The sequence below is a fragment of the Rathayibacter sp. AY1F3 genome, assembly GCF_002931975.1.
Taxonomy (GTDB): Bacteria; Actinomycetota; Actinomycetes; order Actinomycetales; family Microbacteriaceae; genus Rathayibacter.
Map to the genome: position 1 here is coordinate 1 of NZ_PSVF01000023.1, position 15,710 is coordinate 15,710.

The window sequence follows — 15,710 nt, forward strand, 5'->3', positions numbered from 1 at the left end:
GGGCGGGGTGTTCTCCGGCGGGAGAGGTGTGCTCATCGCGCGAGTATCGCAGAGCGGCGACGGCCTGCCGCGACATCGAGACGTCCCGTCTCAACACGTCCCTCCCCCTCCCGCGGGATGCCGTTCGGGCACGCAGGACACGGCGTGTCGCGGACCGGAGCGGCATCTGGCGGGGAGAGGACGGTGCGCCTCATCGCAGCGACTCGAGCGCGGCCTCCAGCTCGTCCACGGCGAAGTCGATCTCGGCGGCGGTGACCACCAGCGGCGGCGCCAGGCGGATCGTCGAGCCGTGCGTGTCCTTGGCCAGCACTCCGCGGGCCATCAGGGCCTCGCAGACGGCGCGGCCCGAGGCGAGCCGCGGGTCGATGTCGATTCCCGCCCAGAGTCCGGCGCCGCGGACGGCGACCACTCCGCGGCCGATCAACGCCTCGAGGCGGGCGTGCAGCTGGGCGCCGCGCTCGCGGGCGAGGGCCTGGTACTCGCCGGTCGCGAGCATCTCGACGACGGCGAGGCCGACGGCCGCGGCGAGCGGGTTGCCGCCGAAGGTGGAGCCGTGCTGGCCCGGCTGCAGGACGCCGAGCACATCGGCGTCCGCGACCACGGCCGAGACGGGGACGATGCCGCCGCCGAGCGCCTTGCCGAGCAGGTAGACGTCGGGGACGACTCCGACCAGGTCGCAGGCGAAGGTGGCGCCGGTGCGGCCGAGGCCGGACTGGATCTCGTCGGCGATGAAGAGGACGTTGCGGCGCGCGGTGATCTCGCGGACGGCCGGGAGGTAGTCGGCCGGCGGCACGACGATGCCCGCCTCACCCTGGATCGGCTCGATCAGCACGGCGACGGTGTCGTCGTCGATCGCGGCCTCGAGTGCCTCCGCGTCCCCGAACGGGACCGTGCGGAATCCGGGCGTGAACGGGGCGAAGCCGTCGCGCGCCTCCGCGTCGTCGCTGAACGAGATGATCGTGGTCGTGCGGCCGTGGAAGTTGCCCGCCGCGACGATGATGTTCGCCCGGCCCGGAGCGACGCCCTTGACCCGGTAGCCCCAGGCGCGGGCGACCTTGATGCCCGACTCGACCGCCTCCGCGCCCGTGTTCATCGGCAGGACCATGTCCTTGCCGGCGAGCGCGGCGAGCGCCGTGACGAACGGGCCGAGGCGGTCGTTGTGGAACGCGCGGCTGGTGAGGGTGACGCGGCCGAGCTGCTCGCGGGCCGCCTCCAGAAGCACCGGGTGCGAGTGGCCGAAGTTCACGGCGGAGTAGGCGGCGAGGCAGTCGAGGTAGCGGACGCCCTCGACGTCGGTGATCCAGGCGCCCTCGCCGGTGGCCGCGACGACGGGCAGCGGGTGGTAGTTGTGGGCGGCGTGCTCCTCCTCCGCGGCGATGAGGGCGGCGGAGCGGGCGGTGTCGGTGTCGGTGATGCTCATGTCGTTCCTCCTGAGGGGACGATCGACTCTCCAGGAGTCGTCGCACTCGGCGTCGAGTGCGACGGATCGTGGACAGTGGAGGGTGGGTCGGCGCTGCGGGTCGCCGACCACGGGGAGTGGGTCAGCGGCGCAGCTCGAGCGTGCAGCACTTCACGCCGCCGCCGCCGAGCAGCAGCTCGGACAGGTCGACGCCGATCGGGTTGTAGCCGCGCTCGCGCAGCTGGCGCTCGAAGCCCGTCGCACGGGACGCGATGACGACGTTGAGGCCGTCGGAGAAGGAGTTCAGCCCGAGCACGGACGCGTCCTCCTCCGAGACGAGGATCGCGTCGGGGTAGAGCTCGCGGAGGGTGCGGTTGCCCTCCTCGCTGAACGCGCTCGGAAGGTAGGCGATGTTCGTGTCGTCGAGCACGGCGATCGCGGTGTCGAGGTGGTAGAACGACGGGTTCACGAGCTCGAGCGTGACGACCTCGCGGCCGAAGACGCGGGCGACCTCGGCGTGCGAGTCGGAGGCGGAGCGGAAGCCCGTGCCGGCGAGGATCCGCTCGCCGACGAGGAGGAAGTCGCCCTCGCCCTCGTTGACCTCCTCGGGGACGCGGACGTCGAAGCCGGCCGAGCGGAACCAGTCCATGTAGGCCGGGCCCTCGGGCTGGCGCTCGGGGTAGGTGAAGGAGGCACCGTAGGCGATGCCGTCGATCACGAATCCGCCGTTGGCCGCGTAGACCATGTCCGGCAGTCCGGCCTCGGGCTCGATCAGCTCGATCGTGAAGCCGAGGTCGGCGTAGGTGTCGTAGAGGGTCTGCCACTGCCGGACGGCGAGGGAGGTGTCGGTGGGGACCTGCGGGTCCATCCACGGATTGATGCGGTAGACGACGGTGAAGTGCTCGGGACGGCACATCAGGATCGTCTTCGCGACGGCGGTTCGGGCGGGTGCCTCGGCGAGCACGGCGGTATCGGTCATTCGAGTCCTCCTGCGAAAGGATGCGGATGAGCGGACCGGGTCCAGTGGCTCCGTGCCCCGCGCATGACGCAGCGGGATGGAGCACGCTCGCGCCCAGTCTTGCACGCGCCGATCGTGCGGTTCTCGCCGTGGGGCGCACGGAACGCGCGTGAACGGTGGGCGCGGCGCGGGAAATCACCACCGGTCTTCCGCGGGGCGCTGTTATGCCGCCGCGACTCTCGCCTTGAGGCGGCTTCCGGAGGGATGACGCGGCGCCTCTCGGAGGAAGAGCCTTATCCCTCGCTTGTCATCGCGCAGATGACATCTGTGGAATCCGCCGAATTCTGCCCTGAATGGGGGACTTAGTACAGCGATAAGCGGCATGGGACGATCCCTCCGGTCCGACAGTCGTCGGCCTTCTCGCTCCGACGAATCCGGATGCTCTCCTCCATGCGAACGAAGACCCTCAGCGTCTCCCTTTTCCTCGCCCTGCTCCTCTCCCTCTTCGTCGCGACCCCGGCCCAGGCCGCGGGCTCGCCGGCGGCGCCGACGAACGTGACCGTGACCGACAACGACTGCACCGATGCGGTCACCGTCTCCTGGACGCCGTCCGCGTCGGCGACGGCCGGATATCGGATCCACGTGTACGGCCGCTACACGAACTACTACGACCAGGAGAACTACGGGAATTACTATTCAGTGAGACTCGTTGAGACGGGGAAGACCGCGTCCACCACGATCGACATTCCTCGGGGTCAGGACGAGTACCTCTTCCAGGTATCCAGCGTCTCTGATCTCCGGGCCCCTTTCATCGGCGGCTCCGACGGCGTTGCGCTTGCAGCATCGTCCACTCAGAGCGCGCCGAGCGAGACCTCGTTCCTCCACTTCTGGGACGTCCCGGCCCCAGGGGCTCTGCGGGTCGCGGCGGACCCGTCCGCCTACCTCGCTACCGCCCGGTGGGAGCGGCCGTCTGCTCGCGGCGAAACCTGCAACTTCGACGGATACCACTACACGATCGACGATCTGGAGTCATCAGACGACCCCTCTGACGAAGGCCGCTTCGACGGGCACCTCGCATCGACGGACACAGCGTTCAACTTCCCGTACCTGCCCATCCATCGCTATGTCTTCTGCGTCTGGGCCTCGTCAGAGAGTGAGAGGAGCTACGAGTCGGAGTACGGCACATACTCCGACTCCCCCGCGTCCTGCGCCACCTTCGGAGCCGAGATCTCCGCACCGAACTCGCCCAGCGGACGTGACGCCTACTCCACTGGAACGTCCATCACGATCGAGTGGAACGCACCGTACTACGACGGGGGCAGCGCCATCACCGGCTACCGAGTAGGCCGTGGCGGCACCGACGCGTCCGGTAGCGGCCCCTGGTCGACCGTCGTCTCGGCCGACCGCCGCTCGCAGACCTTCACGAACCTCCGGCCCAATACGTCCTACTCCTTCACCGTCCAGGCCATCAACGCGCTCGGCAGCAGTTCCCCGACGACCTTCGTTCAGACCGCCGACCCGTATGTAGCTCCGTCCGCCCCCACCCGCGTCACCGGCTCAACAAACGACAGCGAGCGATCCGCGACCATCTCGTGGACACCTCCAACCTGGCCCGGCAACCCGGGCGTCACCGGCTACCGCGTCTCGCGCAACGGCGTGGACAACGCGGGAGCCGGACCGTGGTCGACGACCGTTGCCGCCACAGCCCGCTCCTTCACGTTCACGCATCTCGCTGCGGGCGCGGCCTACACGATGAGCGTCAGCGCGATCAACGCCGGAGGCGAGAGCGAGGCGATCTCGACCGTCGTGCGCATCGGCGGCACCGCCCTCACCGCCGCGACTCCGACCGTCACCGGCACCGCCGCGGTCGGCTCGACGCTCACGGCGAGCGCCGGCGCCTGGGGTCCCTCCCCCGTCGCCCTCGCCTACCAGTGGCGTGCGAACGGCACCGCGATCAGCGGGGCGACCGGCACCACGTACCGTCCGGTCGCGGCCGACGCGGGCAGGGTGATCACCGTCGCCGTCACGGGCTCGAAGTCGGGCTACGTCTCGACGACACGCGTCTCCTCCGGGACCGCTGCCGTGACCGGCGGCGCGATCACCGCCGCGACGCCGACCATCGGCGGCACAGCGAAGGTCGGCTCGACCCTCACCGCGAAGCCCGGCACCTGGGGCCCCTCCCCCGTCGCCCTCGCCTACCAGTGGAAGGCGAACGGCACCACTCTGAGCGGGGCGACGTCTGCGACGTACACGCCGACCGGCGCCACTCTCGGCAAGACGATCACCGTGACGGTCACGGGGTCGAAGTCCGGATTCACCGCCGTGACGAAGACCTCCGCGAAGACGAGCGCCGTGGTGGCGGGCACCCTCTCCGCCGCGACCCCGACGATCACCGGCACCGCGAAGGTCGGCTCCACCCTGACCGCCAAGCCGGGCACCTGGGGTCCCTCGCCGGTGGCCCTCACCTACCAGTGGAAGGCGAACGGCACCGCGATCTCCGGGGCGACCTCCGCCACCTACAAGCCGACCAGCGCCACGGTGGGGAAGAAGATCACGGTGACCGTCACCGGCAAGAAGGCCGACTACACGACGGCGACGCGCACCTCCGTCGCCACCGCAGCGGTCGTCAAGTAGGGGATCCGACCCGGGTCGCCGGGGCGAGCCTGCTCGCGCGGACTCCTCCGGCGGCCCCGGGAATCCACCACCATCGTCCCCCGGACGGGGGCCCATCCCGCCGACACCCGCCCTCGCCCGGAGGCGGGCGGCGGCTAGCATTCAGACACCGTGTCCGCCGCGGCCTCCCGCGGATCCTGCCGAAAGGCCCGCCGTGCCCGCACGCTCCCTCGCCGCGATCGGCGTCTCCGCTCTCCTGCTGGCCGGCCTCGCGGCCGGTCCGGCCGTCGCCGCCCCCGATCTCCCGGGCGCGAGCGCCGCGCAGGAGGCGGCCGCCGAGGTCGTCCTCTCCGGCACCATCGCGCTCCGCGACGTCGACGAGGAGCACCCCGCCCCCGCGAACCCGTACTTCTACGTCCAGGTCCAGAACGCCGAGGGGGACGTGGTCGCCGAGGTGAACACGGGCGCCGACTTCTCCCTCCCCGTTCCCAGCGGCGAGCCCCTCACCGTCCGCGCGAACCTGATCGGCAGCGACGACTGGTACCCGACCTGGTTCGGTGACACCCCGGTCGCCGAGGCCGCGAGGACGACCCGGGGGACCGACGAGTCCGTCGCCATCTCCCTCCTGCGCACCGCCGAGCTGTCCGGATCGATCACCGCCGACGTGGTCCCGGGCGTCTCCTCCCCCTCCTTCGACGTGCAGGCCTGGTGGGTCGACGGAGGGACGTACTCGCTCCTCGACACCGTCCCCGTCACCGGAGCCCCCGGCGCCGCCCGTGCGTGGGACACGAGCGACCTCGCCCTGCCCGCCGGCGACTACCTCCTGCGCCTCGTGGAGCCGGGGTACCCCGCCTACGACGACCAGTACTTCTCCCGCCTGGCCCGCCTCGACGAGCGCGCGGTCGTCTCCGTGCCGCCGGGCGGCCGCAGCGGCATCGACTTCTTCCCGTCGGCCTACTCCTCCGACGTCGCCCGCCTCGCCGGGACCGACCGGTACGCGACCGCCGTCGCGGTGACCGCCTCCGGATTCGCCGACGGCGCCCCCGTCGTCTACCTCGCCAGCGGAGCGAACTGGCCGGACGCGCTGAGCGCCGGCCCCGCCGCCGCGAAGCAGCGCGGCGCGCTCCTGCTCACCGACCCGAGCGTCCTGCCCGCCGTGGTGGCGGACGAGCTGCGCCGCCTCGCCCCGCAGCGGATCGTCGTGGTCGGCAGCGCCCTCTCCGTGAGCGAGTCGGTGCTCCAGCAGGTGAAGGCCCTCGGGATCCCGACCGAGCGCATCGAGGGCGTCGACCGCTACGACACCTCGCGCCGGATCGTCGAGGACGCCTTCCCCGACGGCAGCTACGAGAACGTCTTCGTCGCGACCGGCACCAACTTCCCGGACGCCCTCTCGGTCGCGCCGATCGCCGGCCGCCGCGCCGAGCCCGTCCTCCTCGTCGACGGCGCCCGGTCGCGCCTCGACCAGCCGACCCGGGACACCCTCGCCGGACTCGACCCCTCCTCCGTGCAGCTGCTCGGCGGTGCGCCGTCGATCTCGACCGCCGTGGAGGCCGACCTGCGCGCCGCGAAGATCGCCGGCACCGTGTCGCGCATCGCCGGGACGGACCGCCACGACACCAGCCGACGCCTCAACGACGTCTTCCCGCCGTCCGAGCTGGGCGACACCGTCTATCTCGCGACCGCCACCGGCTTCGCCGACGCGCTGGCCGTCGGCCCGGTCGCCGCGAAGCAGGGCGCCCCGCTCTACCTCAGCGAGCCGACCTGCCTGCCGCGCAGCACCCGTGTGAAGATGCAGGGCCACGACCTCGATCAGGTGCTGCTCCTCGGCAGCCCCCTGACCCTGTCGGCGCAGGTGCGCTCGCTGTCCGCCTGCTGAGGCCCGAGACGCACCGCACGAGCCCTGGAGATCCATGAGCGCCACCGCCGACCGTCCCCTCCTCGTCGGCATCGAGACCGGAGGCACGAAGGTCGTCGCGGCGGTCGCCGACGCCGCTGATCCCGAGCGGATCCTCGCGACGACGACCCTTCCGACCCGCGGGCCCGCCGCGACGCTCGCCGATCTGGCCGGCTTCGTCAGCGGCCACGGAGTCGACGGCACCGTCGCCGCGGTCGGCGTCGCCTCCTTCGGCCCGCTCGACATCGACCCCGGCTCGCCGACCTACGGGCACCTCACCTCTACGCCGAAGCTCGGCTGGGAGGGCACCGACGTGCTCGGCCCGATCGGCGCGGCCGCACCGGGCGCCCGACTCGCGCTGGTCACCGACGTCAACGGAGCCGCCCTGGGCGAGGCCCGCTGGGGCGCCGGAGCCGGAGTCGACGACTTCGTCTACCTGACCGTCGGCACCGGAGTCGGGGGCGGCGTGATCGCGGGCGGACGGCTCCTCGCCGGCAGCGGCTGGCCCGAGGTCGCGCACCTGCTGCCCCGCCGCCACCCCGAGGACGGCTTCGCCGGCACCTGCCCGTTCCACGGCGACTGCCTCGAGGGCCTGGTCGCCGGTCCCGCGATCTCGGCGCGCTGGGGCGTCGACGGCTCCCGCCTCGGCCCCGAGGAGGCGGCCGCCAATCTCCGCTTCAGCTCCTACTACCTCGCGCAGCTCGTCACGACGCTCGCCTACGTCGCGGGCGTGCGGCTCGCGGTCGTCGGCGGAGGCGTGTCGAAGACGCCGGGGCTCGTCCCCGCGGTCGAGGCCGAGGTCGAGCGGCTGATGGGCGCGCCCGGAGCGACGGGGACGGGCGGCGGACGGATCCGCATCGTGCGCCCGGCGCTCGGCGACGAGTCCGGGGTGCGCGGGGCGATCTCGCTGGCGGAGTCCCTGCTCGGCTGAGCCCTACCCTCGTTCCATGAGCGAGCGACCCGTCGACCCCTCCGCCCCCGACTCCGGTCGCGACGAGACGGTGGAGGAGCGATCCGACCGCAACTGGAACGAGATCCTGCAGGAGCTGCGGGTCGTGCAGACCGGCACGCAGATCCTGGGCGGCTTCCTGCTGACGCTGTGCTTCCAGCAGCGCTTCGCCGACCTCGCGCCGCCGGACGTGGCGCTCTACCTCGTGCTCGTCCTGCTCGCCGCGTGCGTCACGATCCTGGCGCTGGCGCCCGTCATCGCCCACCGGCTGCTGTTCCAGCGGCGGAGGAAGGCCGAGCTGGTGCGGTTCGGCAACCGGGTGGTCACGGTGTGCCTCGCGGCGGGATCGCTGCTGTTCGTCGGAGTCGTGGGCTTCGTGTTCGACGTCGTGCTGGGCGGGCCGGCGGGCCTCTGGGCGGGCGGAGGCGTGCTGCTGCTGCTCGCCGTGGTCTGGGCGACCGCGCCGGTCCTCCTGCGGAGGCGCTGAGGGCGGCGGAGTCTGCCCGCCCCTCCCCCGCGAGTCAACGGGGTACCCGGGTCCGCCACGCTCTTCCTACCGTGGCCGCGAGGCGCGCACCGCGCCGACGCGAGAGGAGCACCATGACCGACCGGACCGAGCAGCCGCAGGAGAACCCGCAGAACCACGACCACGTCGACGACGCGGGCGTCGACAAGCCCTCTCAGGCCGAGGGCGACGACACCGAGGGATCGGCCGGCTGATCGCCGCCTCGATCCCCGTCCTCCCCGCCGTTGACAGCAGCGCGGCCGTCCTCGCCGACGGCTACCTCTTCGGGACGCGGCGCTTCGACGACGTGGGCGCGGACGCGTTCCGCACCCGGATCCTCGGACGCCCCGTGATCATGGCGCGCGGCATCGAGGCGGCGCGCTTCTTCTACGAGGGCGGGCGCTTCGACCGCGAGGGCGCGCTGCCCGGCTCGGTGCTGCACCTCCTGCAGGACGAGGGCAGCGTGCAGACCCTCGAGGACGAGCCGCACCGGCGGCGGAAGCGGATGTTCCTGGATCTGGTGGAGGCGCCCGAGCAGCGGTCGAGGCTGGTCTCGGCCTTCGCGCGGGAGTGGCAGGCGTCCGCCGCCCGGCTGACCGGCGAGCGGGTCCGCCTCCAGGACGTCGCCGCGGAGGTCCTGGGCCGCGCGGTCCTGTCGTGGGCCGGCATCGAGGCCGACGAGGAGGAGGTGCTGCGGCGCACGGACGAGCTCCGGGCGATGATCGACAACGCCGGGCGCTTCGGCCCGCCCAACTGGGCCGCACGACTCCGCCGCCGCTCGACCGAGCGGTGGGCGCGCGGCCTGATCGAGGCGAGCCGGACGGCCGGACCCTCCCCGACCCCCCTGCACCGGATCGCGCACGAGAAGGAGGACGGCGGCCTCCTGCCCGTCGAGGTCGCCGCGGTGGAGCTGATCAACGTGCTGCGGCCCACGGTCGCGGTGGGGCGCTTCGTGGTGCTGGCGGCGCTCGCGCTGCACCGGCATCCGGAGTGGCGGGAGCGGCTCGCCGACCAGGAGGAGCGCGTCGCGTTCGCGAACGAGGTGCGGCGCTTCTACCCGTTCTTCCCGATGGTCGGAGGAAGGGCCCGCCGGGAGCTGGACTTCCGCGGCGAGACGCTTCCCGCGGGGCAGTGGATGCTGCTCGACCTCTACGCGACGGACCACGGCTTGCACTGGGAGGCGCCGGGCCGCTTCGATCCGGAGCGGTTCCGGTCGCCGGTCGACCGCAACGGCTTCATCGCCCAGGGCGGCGGGCACTACGGAGGCGACCACCGGTGCCCGGGCGAGCCGGCGACCGTCGACCTGCTGTCCGCGGCGCTGGAGCTCCTGGCCGCGGGGCACCCGTACGACGTCGAGGACGGGCAGGATCTGCGCGTGAGCCTGCAGAGCTTCCCGACCGGGCCGGAGGACGGCTTCGTGGTGAGGTTCCGCTAGGGGCGGGCGGGCTCGGCGGGCGGCCTCGGCGGAGGCCTCCGCGGGGGCGGGCGTCCTCCACAGGCCGCGGTTCCGCGCGCTCTCCCCGGATCCGCTCGGGCACTCCCCGCCCGCCTCGCCCGACGAGCACGCTCGGGGGATGCAGAAGCCGAGTCAGTCCTCCGGAGCGTCGAGCTCCTCGAGCGCCCGCAGCGCCTCGCGGGCGCGCTCGAGCCGATCGGCCTCGGGCTCGTCCCACCATGCCGGTCCGCGCTCGCCCAGCCCGTGCTTGGCGAGCCCGACCCTCCTGCGCGCCAGCGCCTCCGCCTCCGCGTCCTCGTGCATCCTGGCGGAGCGCACTCCCGAGCGCCCGCGCCCGAGGTGCGAGGTGAGGCCGGCGACCACGTCCTCCGGCAGAGAGGGGTCGGTGCGCCGCCACCGGCGGCCCTTCACCACGAGCCAGCGCTCGTCCTCGTGGCTCACCCCGTCACCGCCGCCTCGGGTTGAGCCGGTCACCGGTGCTCGTGAGGTCCACCTGCTCCGGCAGCAGGAGCGCCTCGATCCGCCCGGTGGAGGAGACCCGCAGCAGGTCGTCGACGAGGGCGCGCGAGCCGCCGATCAGCGTCGAGTCGAAGTCGACCTCGCTCGCGAGGTACCAGGCCCGGTCCTCCGGCCAGAGCGCGAGCGGAGTCTGCACGACGAGCCCGGAGGCGTCGGCGAAGCCCGCCGCGCGCGCCCACGCGGTGTCCTCGAGCACCCTGACGTCGAGCGAGAGCAGAGGCCCCTCCCGCCCCGGCAGCTCGACCGTCGCCGCGGCGGCGGTCTCGGGGTGCTCCCAGCCGGTCGGCCGGGTGTCGCTCATCCACTCGGGCAGCTCCTCCGAGGCGTCCGCGCGGGAGATCAGGATCCGCGACCCGCCGCTCAGCACGCCGAACCCCTCCCAGAACACGGCGAGGCAGTCGTCGGGGGTGCTCGTGTGCTCCGCGAGCACGGCGGCGACGGCCGCGAGCTCGTCGAGCGGGAGCACTCCGAGGCGGGGCTCCGCGTACTCGTCGGGATGCTCGCCGGTGAGCGAGTCCCACTGCGCGAGCGGATGCAGGAGCGTCCCCTCCCGCTCGGCGACCTCGCGCCAGCGCCGGGGCGGGTCGTCGGAGGGGTGCAGGATCCGCACGGCCGCCTCGAACAGCGGAGGGACGATCCCCTCGAAGCGCCCGAACGCGCCGAGAGCAGCCAGCATCGGCTCCGCCCGCGCGGCGTTCCGCTCGGCACGCAGCGGCGCGTCCCGGGGTGTCGGCTCGACCATCGGCCCAGGCCAGCGCTGGACGGTCGCTCCGCTCAGGGCGAAGAGGGCCCGCTGCGGCCCCGTCTCGCGGGCGAGGCCCTCGGCGAGCGCCGCCAGCCGTTCCCGGGCGGGATCGTCGAGTGCGAGCATTCGCCGCGCAGCCTCCGCGAGCTGTCGCGCGGAGGCGGCGTTGGGGTCGAGCACGGCGGCGAACCCGGCGTCCTCGAGTGCGGCCGCCCCCGCGAACTGGTCCGTCGAGAACGGCAGGACGACGAGCGGCACGCCCGCGGTCATCGCCTCCGTGACGCTGTTGTTGCCGCCGTGGCTGACCGCCAGCGCGGCCCGGCGCAGGAGCGCGACCTGCGGCAGGAAGCCGCGGACCAGCCAGCCCTCGGGGACCTCGCCCAGGGCCGAGCGCTCGGTCGCGCCGGAGGCGAGAGCCACCCGGACGGGCCTGCCCCCGACCTCGACGCCGGCCAGGGCCTCGACGACCCGGGCGAGCACGTCGTCGCGCACCGAGAGGAAGCTGCCGAAGCTCACGTAGACGACCGGATCCTCGGACGCGGCGAGCCACTCCTCGACCTCCGCGTCGTCGGGCTCCTCGCGGACGGCGGAGCCGAGGAACGCGTGCGGCGGCAGCTGAGCGGTGCGGGCCGAGTCGTGGAGCTCGCCCGGATAGTTGAGCAGCAGGACGTCGCCGCTCTCGGCGAAGGCGTCGGCGCTGGGCGCCGCCCCGGGGTCGAGGGTGGTGAGGGCGGCGTTCCACTCCGCGGTGAAGGAGTCGCGCACCTGCTCGCAGAGGGCGCGGAGCGCATCGAGGTCGTCCGGCTCCGGAGCGAAGGCGTCCGGCCAGACCGGAGGGAAGCCGTAGACCTCGCCGGGCACCGTGAGCGCGCTGGGGTGGCCGAGCACGACGTCGCCGTAGGGCACGCGGAGTGCCTTCAGCGCCACGCGCGCGGTGAAGGCGAGGTGGTCGACCACGATCGCGTCGGGCTGCACCTCGTCGAGGATCACGCGCAGGCGCGCGGCGACGCCGGCCGGATCCCAGAGCAGGTCGGTGAGCCGCTCCCGTGCCTGGTAGGCGAGAGTGGGGACCATCCCGCGCCGGGTGGCGTCGAAGAAGCCGCGGAGGGACGCGCCCTCGTCGGGCGCCTGCTCCTCCGCGCGGATCGTGCCCGGGTTGGAGCCGCGCCCCAGCCGGAGCGCGACGTGCTCGAATCCGAAGCCGTCCACGATGGAGCGCGTCGCGTCGCCGGTGGCCACGACGACGCGCTCGCCCGCCTCCTGCCACGCCGTGCCGAGGGTCGCCAGCGGCAGCAGGTGCGACGCGTAGTCGGGGCTGATGATCAGCAGGGTCACGAGGCCCCCAGCACGAGCGGCGAGCGGAGAGGACGCTCCTGGTCCGCGGTCGCGTGCGCGTAGACGCCCGAGAGGGCATGAGCCATGGCCTGCACCGTGTAGCGCTCGGCGACCATCGCACGCCCGCGGGCCGCGGCGTGCTCGCCGAGAGGCCCTCCTGCGAGATCCAGTGCGGAGGCGGCGCCGGCGGCGAGTGCCGCGGGGTCGGCGGTGTCGACCAGGAAGCCGGTCTCCCCCTCCTCGACGTAGGTCGCGGGCCCGCCTGTCGCCGGAGCGACGACGACCAGTCCCGCGGAGAGCGCCTCGAGGAGGGCGATGCCGAACTCCTCCTTGACGCTCGCGCAGACGTACGCGCCTCCCGGAGCCGAGAGCCCCGGTCGGCCGTGCCGGATCGCGCCGAGCCAGCGGGCCACGGTCCCGTTCGGGCGGTGGCCGGCCAGGAGCAGCCCGTCGGACGCGACGGCCTGGATGCGGTCGAGCTGCTCGCGCTCGTCGGGACTCGGGTCGGCGAGGTCCCCGCCGACCAGGAGCAGGTTGGCGCGCTCCCGGAGCGAGGGGTCGGACGCCCAGGCCTCGGCGAGCGCCGCCATCCCCTTCACCCGGTGCAGGCGGCCCACGCTGAGCAGCAGCGGGAGGCCGCGGCGGTGCTCGGGCAGCTCCTCCAGCAGGAGGTCGAGCGAGGCCAGGTCGCCGCCCTCGTCCAGCGCGACCGGCTCACCGGCGGCGGAGGCCCGTGCGGCCGCCTCGCCGCGCTCGACCAGGCCGACGTCGATCCCCTCCGGGACGATCGTGTGCCGCTCCGGGTGCGCGGTGATGTCGACGCCGATCAGCTCGCGGATGGTCGCCGCCAGCTCCTCCCGCGGGAACAGGACGGTGTGCGCGGCGTCGGCGGCCAGGCGCTGCACCAGGCGCACGCGGAACCAGAAGTGCTCGGCGGCGTCGCGCTCGCCGAAGTCCGCGCGGGTGAGGGCGCCGGAGGCGTCCAGGCCCGCGATCAGGGCGTGCGGGTCCGGAGCGAGGGTGAACACGACGGGGATCTCGAGCTCCCGGGCGACCGCGGCCGCCGCGAGGGATCCGACGTCCGCCATCCGCAGGTGCAGCACGTCGACCCGACCGGCCGCGCGCAGGATCCGGCGGATGCCGCGCTCGGCGGCGATGCGGCGGCTCCACGCCTGGGGCATGGCGACGGGCGGCCCCACGAACGGGACCGGAGCGAAGCCGTGGCCGGAGTCGGGCAGCTCGCCGAGCGCGCGCTCGGCCTCGGCCGGGGTCCCGCGCGAGAGCGTGAGCACCCGGTCGATGCCCTCCTGCTCGACGAGCGAGTCGCCCAGTCGCACCAGCAGGGTCGCGATGCCGCCGTTGTCGCCGGCGCCCACCCGCGTCAGGGTGCCGTCGATGTCGGCGTGGACGAAGAGCTGCGCGACCGTCGGCCCTGCCTCCACGGCCGGTGCGGGGGCGAGGTCGCCGAGGGCGAGCCGAGCGAGGGGCCCGATCGGCGCCGCCTCCTCGGCCAGGCCGGTGAGCAGGAGCTCGGCGTCGTCGGAGCCGCGCTCGCCGAGCGCGTCCGTCGCGGCGGCCCGCGCCTCCAGCCCCTCCGCGCGATCCGCGGCCACGTGCAGGAGGGTGCGCTCGGCGATCGCGCCGGGCACGAGGCCCAGGGTCTCGACGAGCCGTGCCCGGGCCGCCGCTTCGCGCTCGCCGAGCAGCGCGCCCTCGAGCGCGACGGCGACGAGGTCGGGGGTCGAGGAGGCCCAGAGCAGGACGGTGCGCTGCGCGAGCATGCCGGAGAAGCCGCCGTCGCGGACCAGGCGCAGCAGCGGTCCGAGCGCAGCGGGGCGGGGCAGGCGCCCGCCGAAGGCCCAGGCGGCGTGCTCGCGGAGGTACGGGCGCTCGTCCTCGAGCAGCATCAGCAGCGCGAGGTCGGCCTCCTCGTCGAAGACCTGCGCGAGCGAGTGCACGGCCGCGATCGCGGTGAGCTGGTCCGAGGGGTCCAGAGCGGCGCGGGTGAGCAGGCGCACCGCGCGGCCGCCGCCGTCGCTCACCGCGGCGACCGTCAGCTCATCGGCCATCCGGACGGCCTCGAGCAGAGTGGGAGCGGCGCGCACGGCGTCGAGAGCGGTCTGCGTGGCCATGGTTCACCTGGTCTGTCGGAGTGGAGAGTACGACGGAGCGCGACTCCCGACCGCTGGAGCGGCCCGGGAGGAGCGGACCGGTACCGAGCATGCCGCGTGGGCGGCTGAGATTTCGCCACTTGCGTCGGATCTCCTCCCGCGGTACGGCCTCCTGTCAAGGGGGTGATGGCCGCAGTTCGTTTGCGCAACGCGCGAGGATCCTCAGCCGCGGGTCCACTCCAGGAGCCGCTCGACCGGCCAGGTGGTCACGATCCGCTCCTCCGGGACGCCGAGCCGCTCCGCCCGCTCCGCCCCGTAGTCGAGCAGGCCCAGCTGACCCGGAGCATGCGCGTCGCTGTCGATCGAGAACAGGCAGCCCTCCTCGAGCGCGAGCGCGATCAGCTCGTCCGGCGGGTCCTCGCGCTCGGGGCGGGCGTTGATCTCGACCGCGGTGGAGTGGTCGGCGCACGCGCGGAACACGGCCCGGGCGTCGAAGGTCGACGGCGGGCGGGTGCCGCGCTCGCCCGACACCAGCCGCCCCGTGACATGGCCGAGGACGTCGGTCCGCGGATCCGAGGCCGCCGCGACCAGCCGGGCCGTCATCTCACGGGAGGGCAGCCGCAGCTTCGAGTGGGCGCTCGCGACGACCACGTCGAGGCGGTCCAGCAGCTCGTCCGTCTGGTCGAGCGCGCCGTCCTCGAGGACGTCGACCTCGATCCCGCTGAGCAGCCGCAGGGGCCCGGTGTCGAGGCCCGCGAGATGGGCGAGCTGCTCCTCCAGCCGCTCCGCGCTGAGACCGTGGGCGACCCTGAGCCGCGGCGAGTGGTCGGTGAGCGCCAGGTACTCGTGGCCGAGCGCGCGGGCCGCGTCCACCATCGCGAGGACGGGCGTCGCCCCGTCGGACCACTCGCTGTGACTGTGGAGGTCGCCGCGCAGCCGTCCCCGCAGCGCGCTCGCGGGCGGAGGAGCCGACCCGCGCAGCTCCGCGAGGTAGTCGGGCACCCGGCCCGACCGCGCCTGCTCGATCACCGTGAAGGTCGTGTCGCCGATCCCGGAGGCCCGCCGCACGAGGGCGAGGTCGTCCCGCTCGGCGGACGCCATCCCCTCCAGCACCGCGGCCGCCCGGCGGAACGCCTTCGCCCGGTAGCGGGAGGCCCGCTCCCGCTCGAGCAGTGCTGCGATCTCCTCGAGTGCCGCGATCGGGTCCATGCGCCCGGTCTACCACG

11 protein-coding genes are annotated in these 15,710 nt (G+C 73.7%); 5 read left to right on the forward strand and 6 right to left on the reverse strand.

Annotated features, from left to right (window positions below; all coding sequences use genetic code 11):
• Positions 1 to 190: 190 nt before the first annotated feature.
• Together rocD and ddaH are read right to left on the reverse strand one after the other, a co-directional pair.
• Entirely contained in the window at positions 191 to 1,420 is a 1,230-nt protein-coding gene (gene rocD / locus C5C39_RS13095; protein ID WP_181136381.1) for an ornithine--oxo-acid transaminase, read from the reverse strand.
• Positions 1,421 to 1,541: 121 nt separating this feature from the next.
• On the reverse strand, positions 1,542 to 2,378 hold the full coding sequence (ddaH, locus tag C5C39_RS13100) for a dimethylargininase (protein ID WP_104256072.1): 837 nt from the start codon (positions 2,376 to 2,378) through the stop codon (positions 1,542 to 1,544).
• Between the two features lie 429 nt (positions 2,379 to 2,807).
• Here ddaH and C5C39_RS13105 point away from each other — a divergent pair, with 429 nt between their 5' ends.
• The 5 genes from C5C39_RS13105 to C5C39_RS13125 all read left to right on the forward strand — a co-directional run bounded on the left by C5C39_RS13105 (position 2,808) and on the right by C5C39_RS13125 (position 9,753).
• Entirely contained in the window at positions 2,808 to 4,991 is a 2,184-nt protein-coding gene (locus C5C39_RS13105) for a fibronectin type III domain-containing protein (RefSeq protein ID WP_181136382.1), read from the forward strand.
• A gap of 193 nt (positions 4,992 to 5,184) precedes the next feature.
• Positions 5,185 to 6,846 (forward strand): cell wall-binding repeat-containing protein, encoded by a 1,662-nt coding sequence (locus C5C39_RS13110; protein ID WP_104353570.1) that lies wholly within the window; start codon positions 5,185 to 5,187, stop codon positions 6,844 to 6,846.
• 34 nt (positions 6,847 to 6,880) lie between these two features.
• Complete coding sequence (locus C5C39_RS13115; protein WP_104256069.1) at positions 6,881 to 7,795, forward strand: ROK family protein; 915 nt, start codon at positions 6,881 to 6,883, stop codon at positions 7,793 to 7,795.
• Positions 7,796 to 7,811: 16 nt separating this feature from the next.
• Positions 7,812 to 8,300 (forward strand): DUF6328 family protein, encoded by a 489-nt coding sequence (locus C5C39_RS13120; RefSeq protein ID WP_104256068.1) that lies wholly within the window; start codon positions 7,812 to 7,814, stop codon positions 8,298 to 8,300.
• A gap of 325 nt (positions 8,301 to 8,625) precedes the next feature.
• On the forward strand, positions 8,626 to 9,753 hold the full coding sequence (locus C5C39_RS13125; RefSeq protein WP_219813340.1) for a cytochrome P450: 1,128 nt from the start codon (positions 8,626 to 8,628) through the stop codon (positions 9,751 to 9,753).
• Between the two features lie 153 nt (positions 9,754 to 9,906).
• Here the strand turns inward: C5C39_RS13125 and C5C39_RS13130 are convergent, their stop codons facing one another.
• The 4 genes from C5C39_RS13130 to C5C39_RS13145 form a co-directional block, all read right to left on the reverse strand.
• A complete protein-coding gene (locus tag C5C39_RS13130) occupies positions 9,907 to 10,215 on the reverse strand; it encodes a biopolymer transporter Tol (protein WP_104353572.1) in 309 nt (102 codons plus the stop codon).
• A 4-nt stretch (positions 10,216 to 10,219) separates the two neighbouring features.
• Entirely contained in the window at positions 10,220 to 12,373 is a 2,154-nt protein-coding gene (locus C5C39_RS13135) for a glycosyltransferase (RefSeq protein ID WP_104353573.1), read from the reverse strand.
• On the reverse strand, positions 12,370 to 14,505 hold the full coding sequence (locus tag C5C39_RS13140) for a glycosyltransferase (RefSeq protein ID WP_104353574.1): 2,136 nt from the start codon (positions 14,503 to 14,505) through the stop codon (positions 12,370 to 12,372). Before C5C39_RS13140 ends, C5C39_RS13135 begins: the two co-directional genes overlap by 4 nt.
• Positions 14,506 to 14,706: 201 nt before the next feature.
• On the reverse strand, positions 14,707 to 15,693 hold the full coding sequence (locus C5C39_RS13145) for a PHP domain-containing protein (protein ID WP_104282642.1): 987 nt from the start codon (positions 15,691 to 15,693) through the stop codon (positions 14,707 to 14,709).
• Between the last annotated feature and the right edge of the window lie 17 nt (positions 15,694 to 15,710).

Bases quoted from the DNA above. Each gene is read 5' to 3' on its own strand.
- ddaH (WP_104256072.1), bottom strand. From the start codon at position 2,378: ATGACCGATACCGCCGTGCTCGCCGAGGCACCCGCCCGAACCGCCGTC.
- rocD (WP_181136381.1), bottom strand. From the start codon at position 1,420: ATGAGCATCACCGACACCGACACCGCCCGCTCCGCCGCCCTCATCGCC.
- C5C39_RS13120 (WP_104256068.1), top strand. From the start codon at position 7,812: ATGAGCGAGCGACCCGTCGACCCCTCCGCCCCCGACTCCGGTCGCGAC.
- C5C39_RS13105 (WP_181136382.1), top strand. From the start codon at position 2,808: ATGCGAACGAAGACCCTCAGCGTCTCCCTTTTCCTCGCCCTGCTCCTC.
- C5C39_RS13140 (WP_104353574.1), bottom strand. From the start codon at position 14,505: ATGGCCACGCAGACCGCTCTCGACGCCGTGCGCGCCGCTCCCACTCTG.
- C5C39_RS13145 (WP_104282642.1), bottom strand. From the start codon at position 15,693: ATGGACCCGATCGCGGCACTCGAGGAGATCGCAGCACTGCTCGAGCGG.
- C5C39_RS13115 (WP_104256069.1), top strand. From the start codon at position 6,881: ATGAGCGCCACCGCCGACCGTCCCCTCCTCGTCGGCATCGAGACCGGA.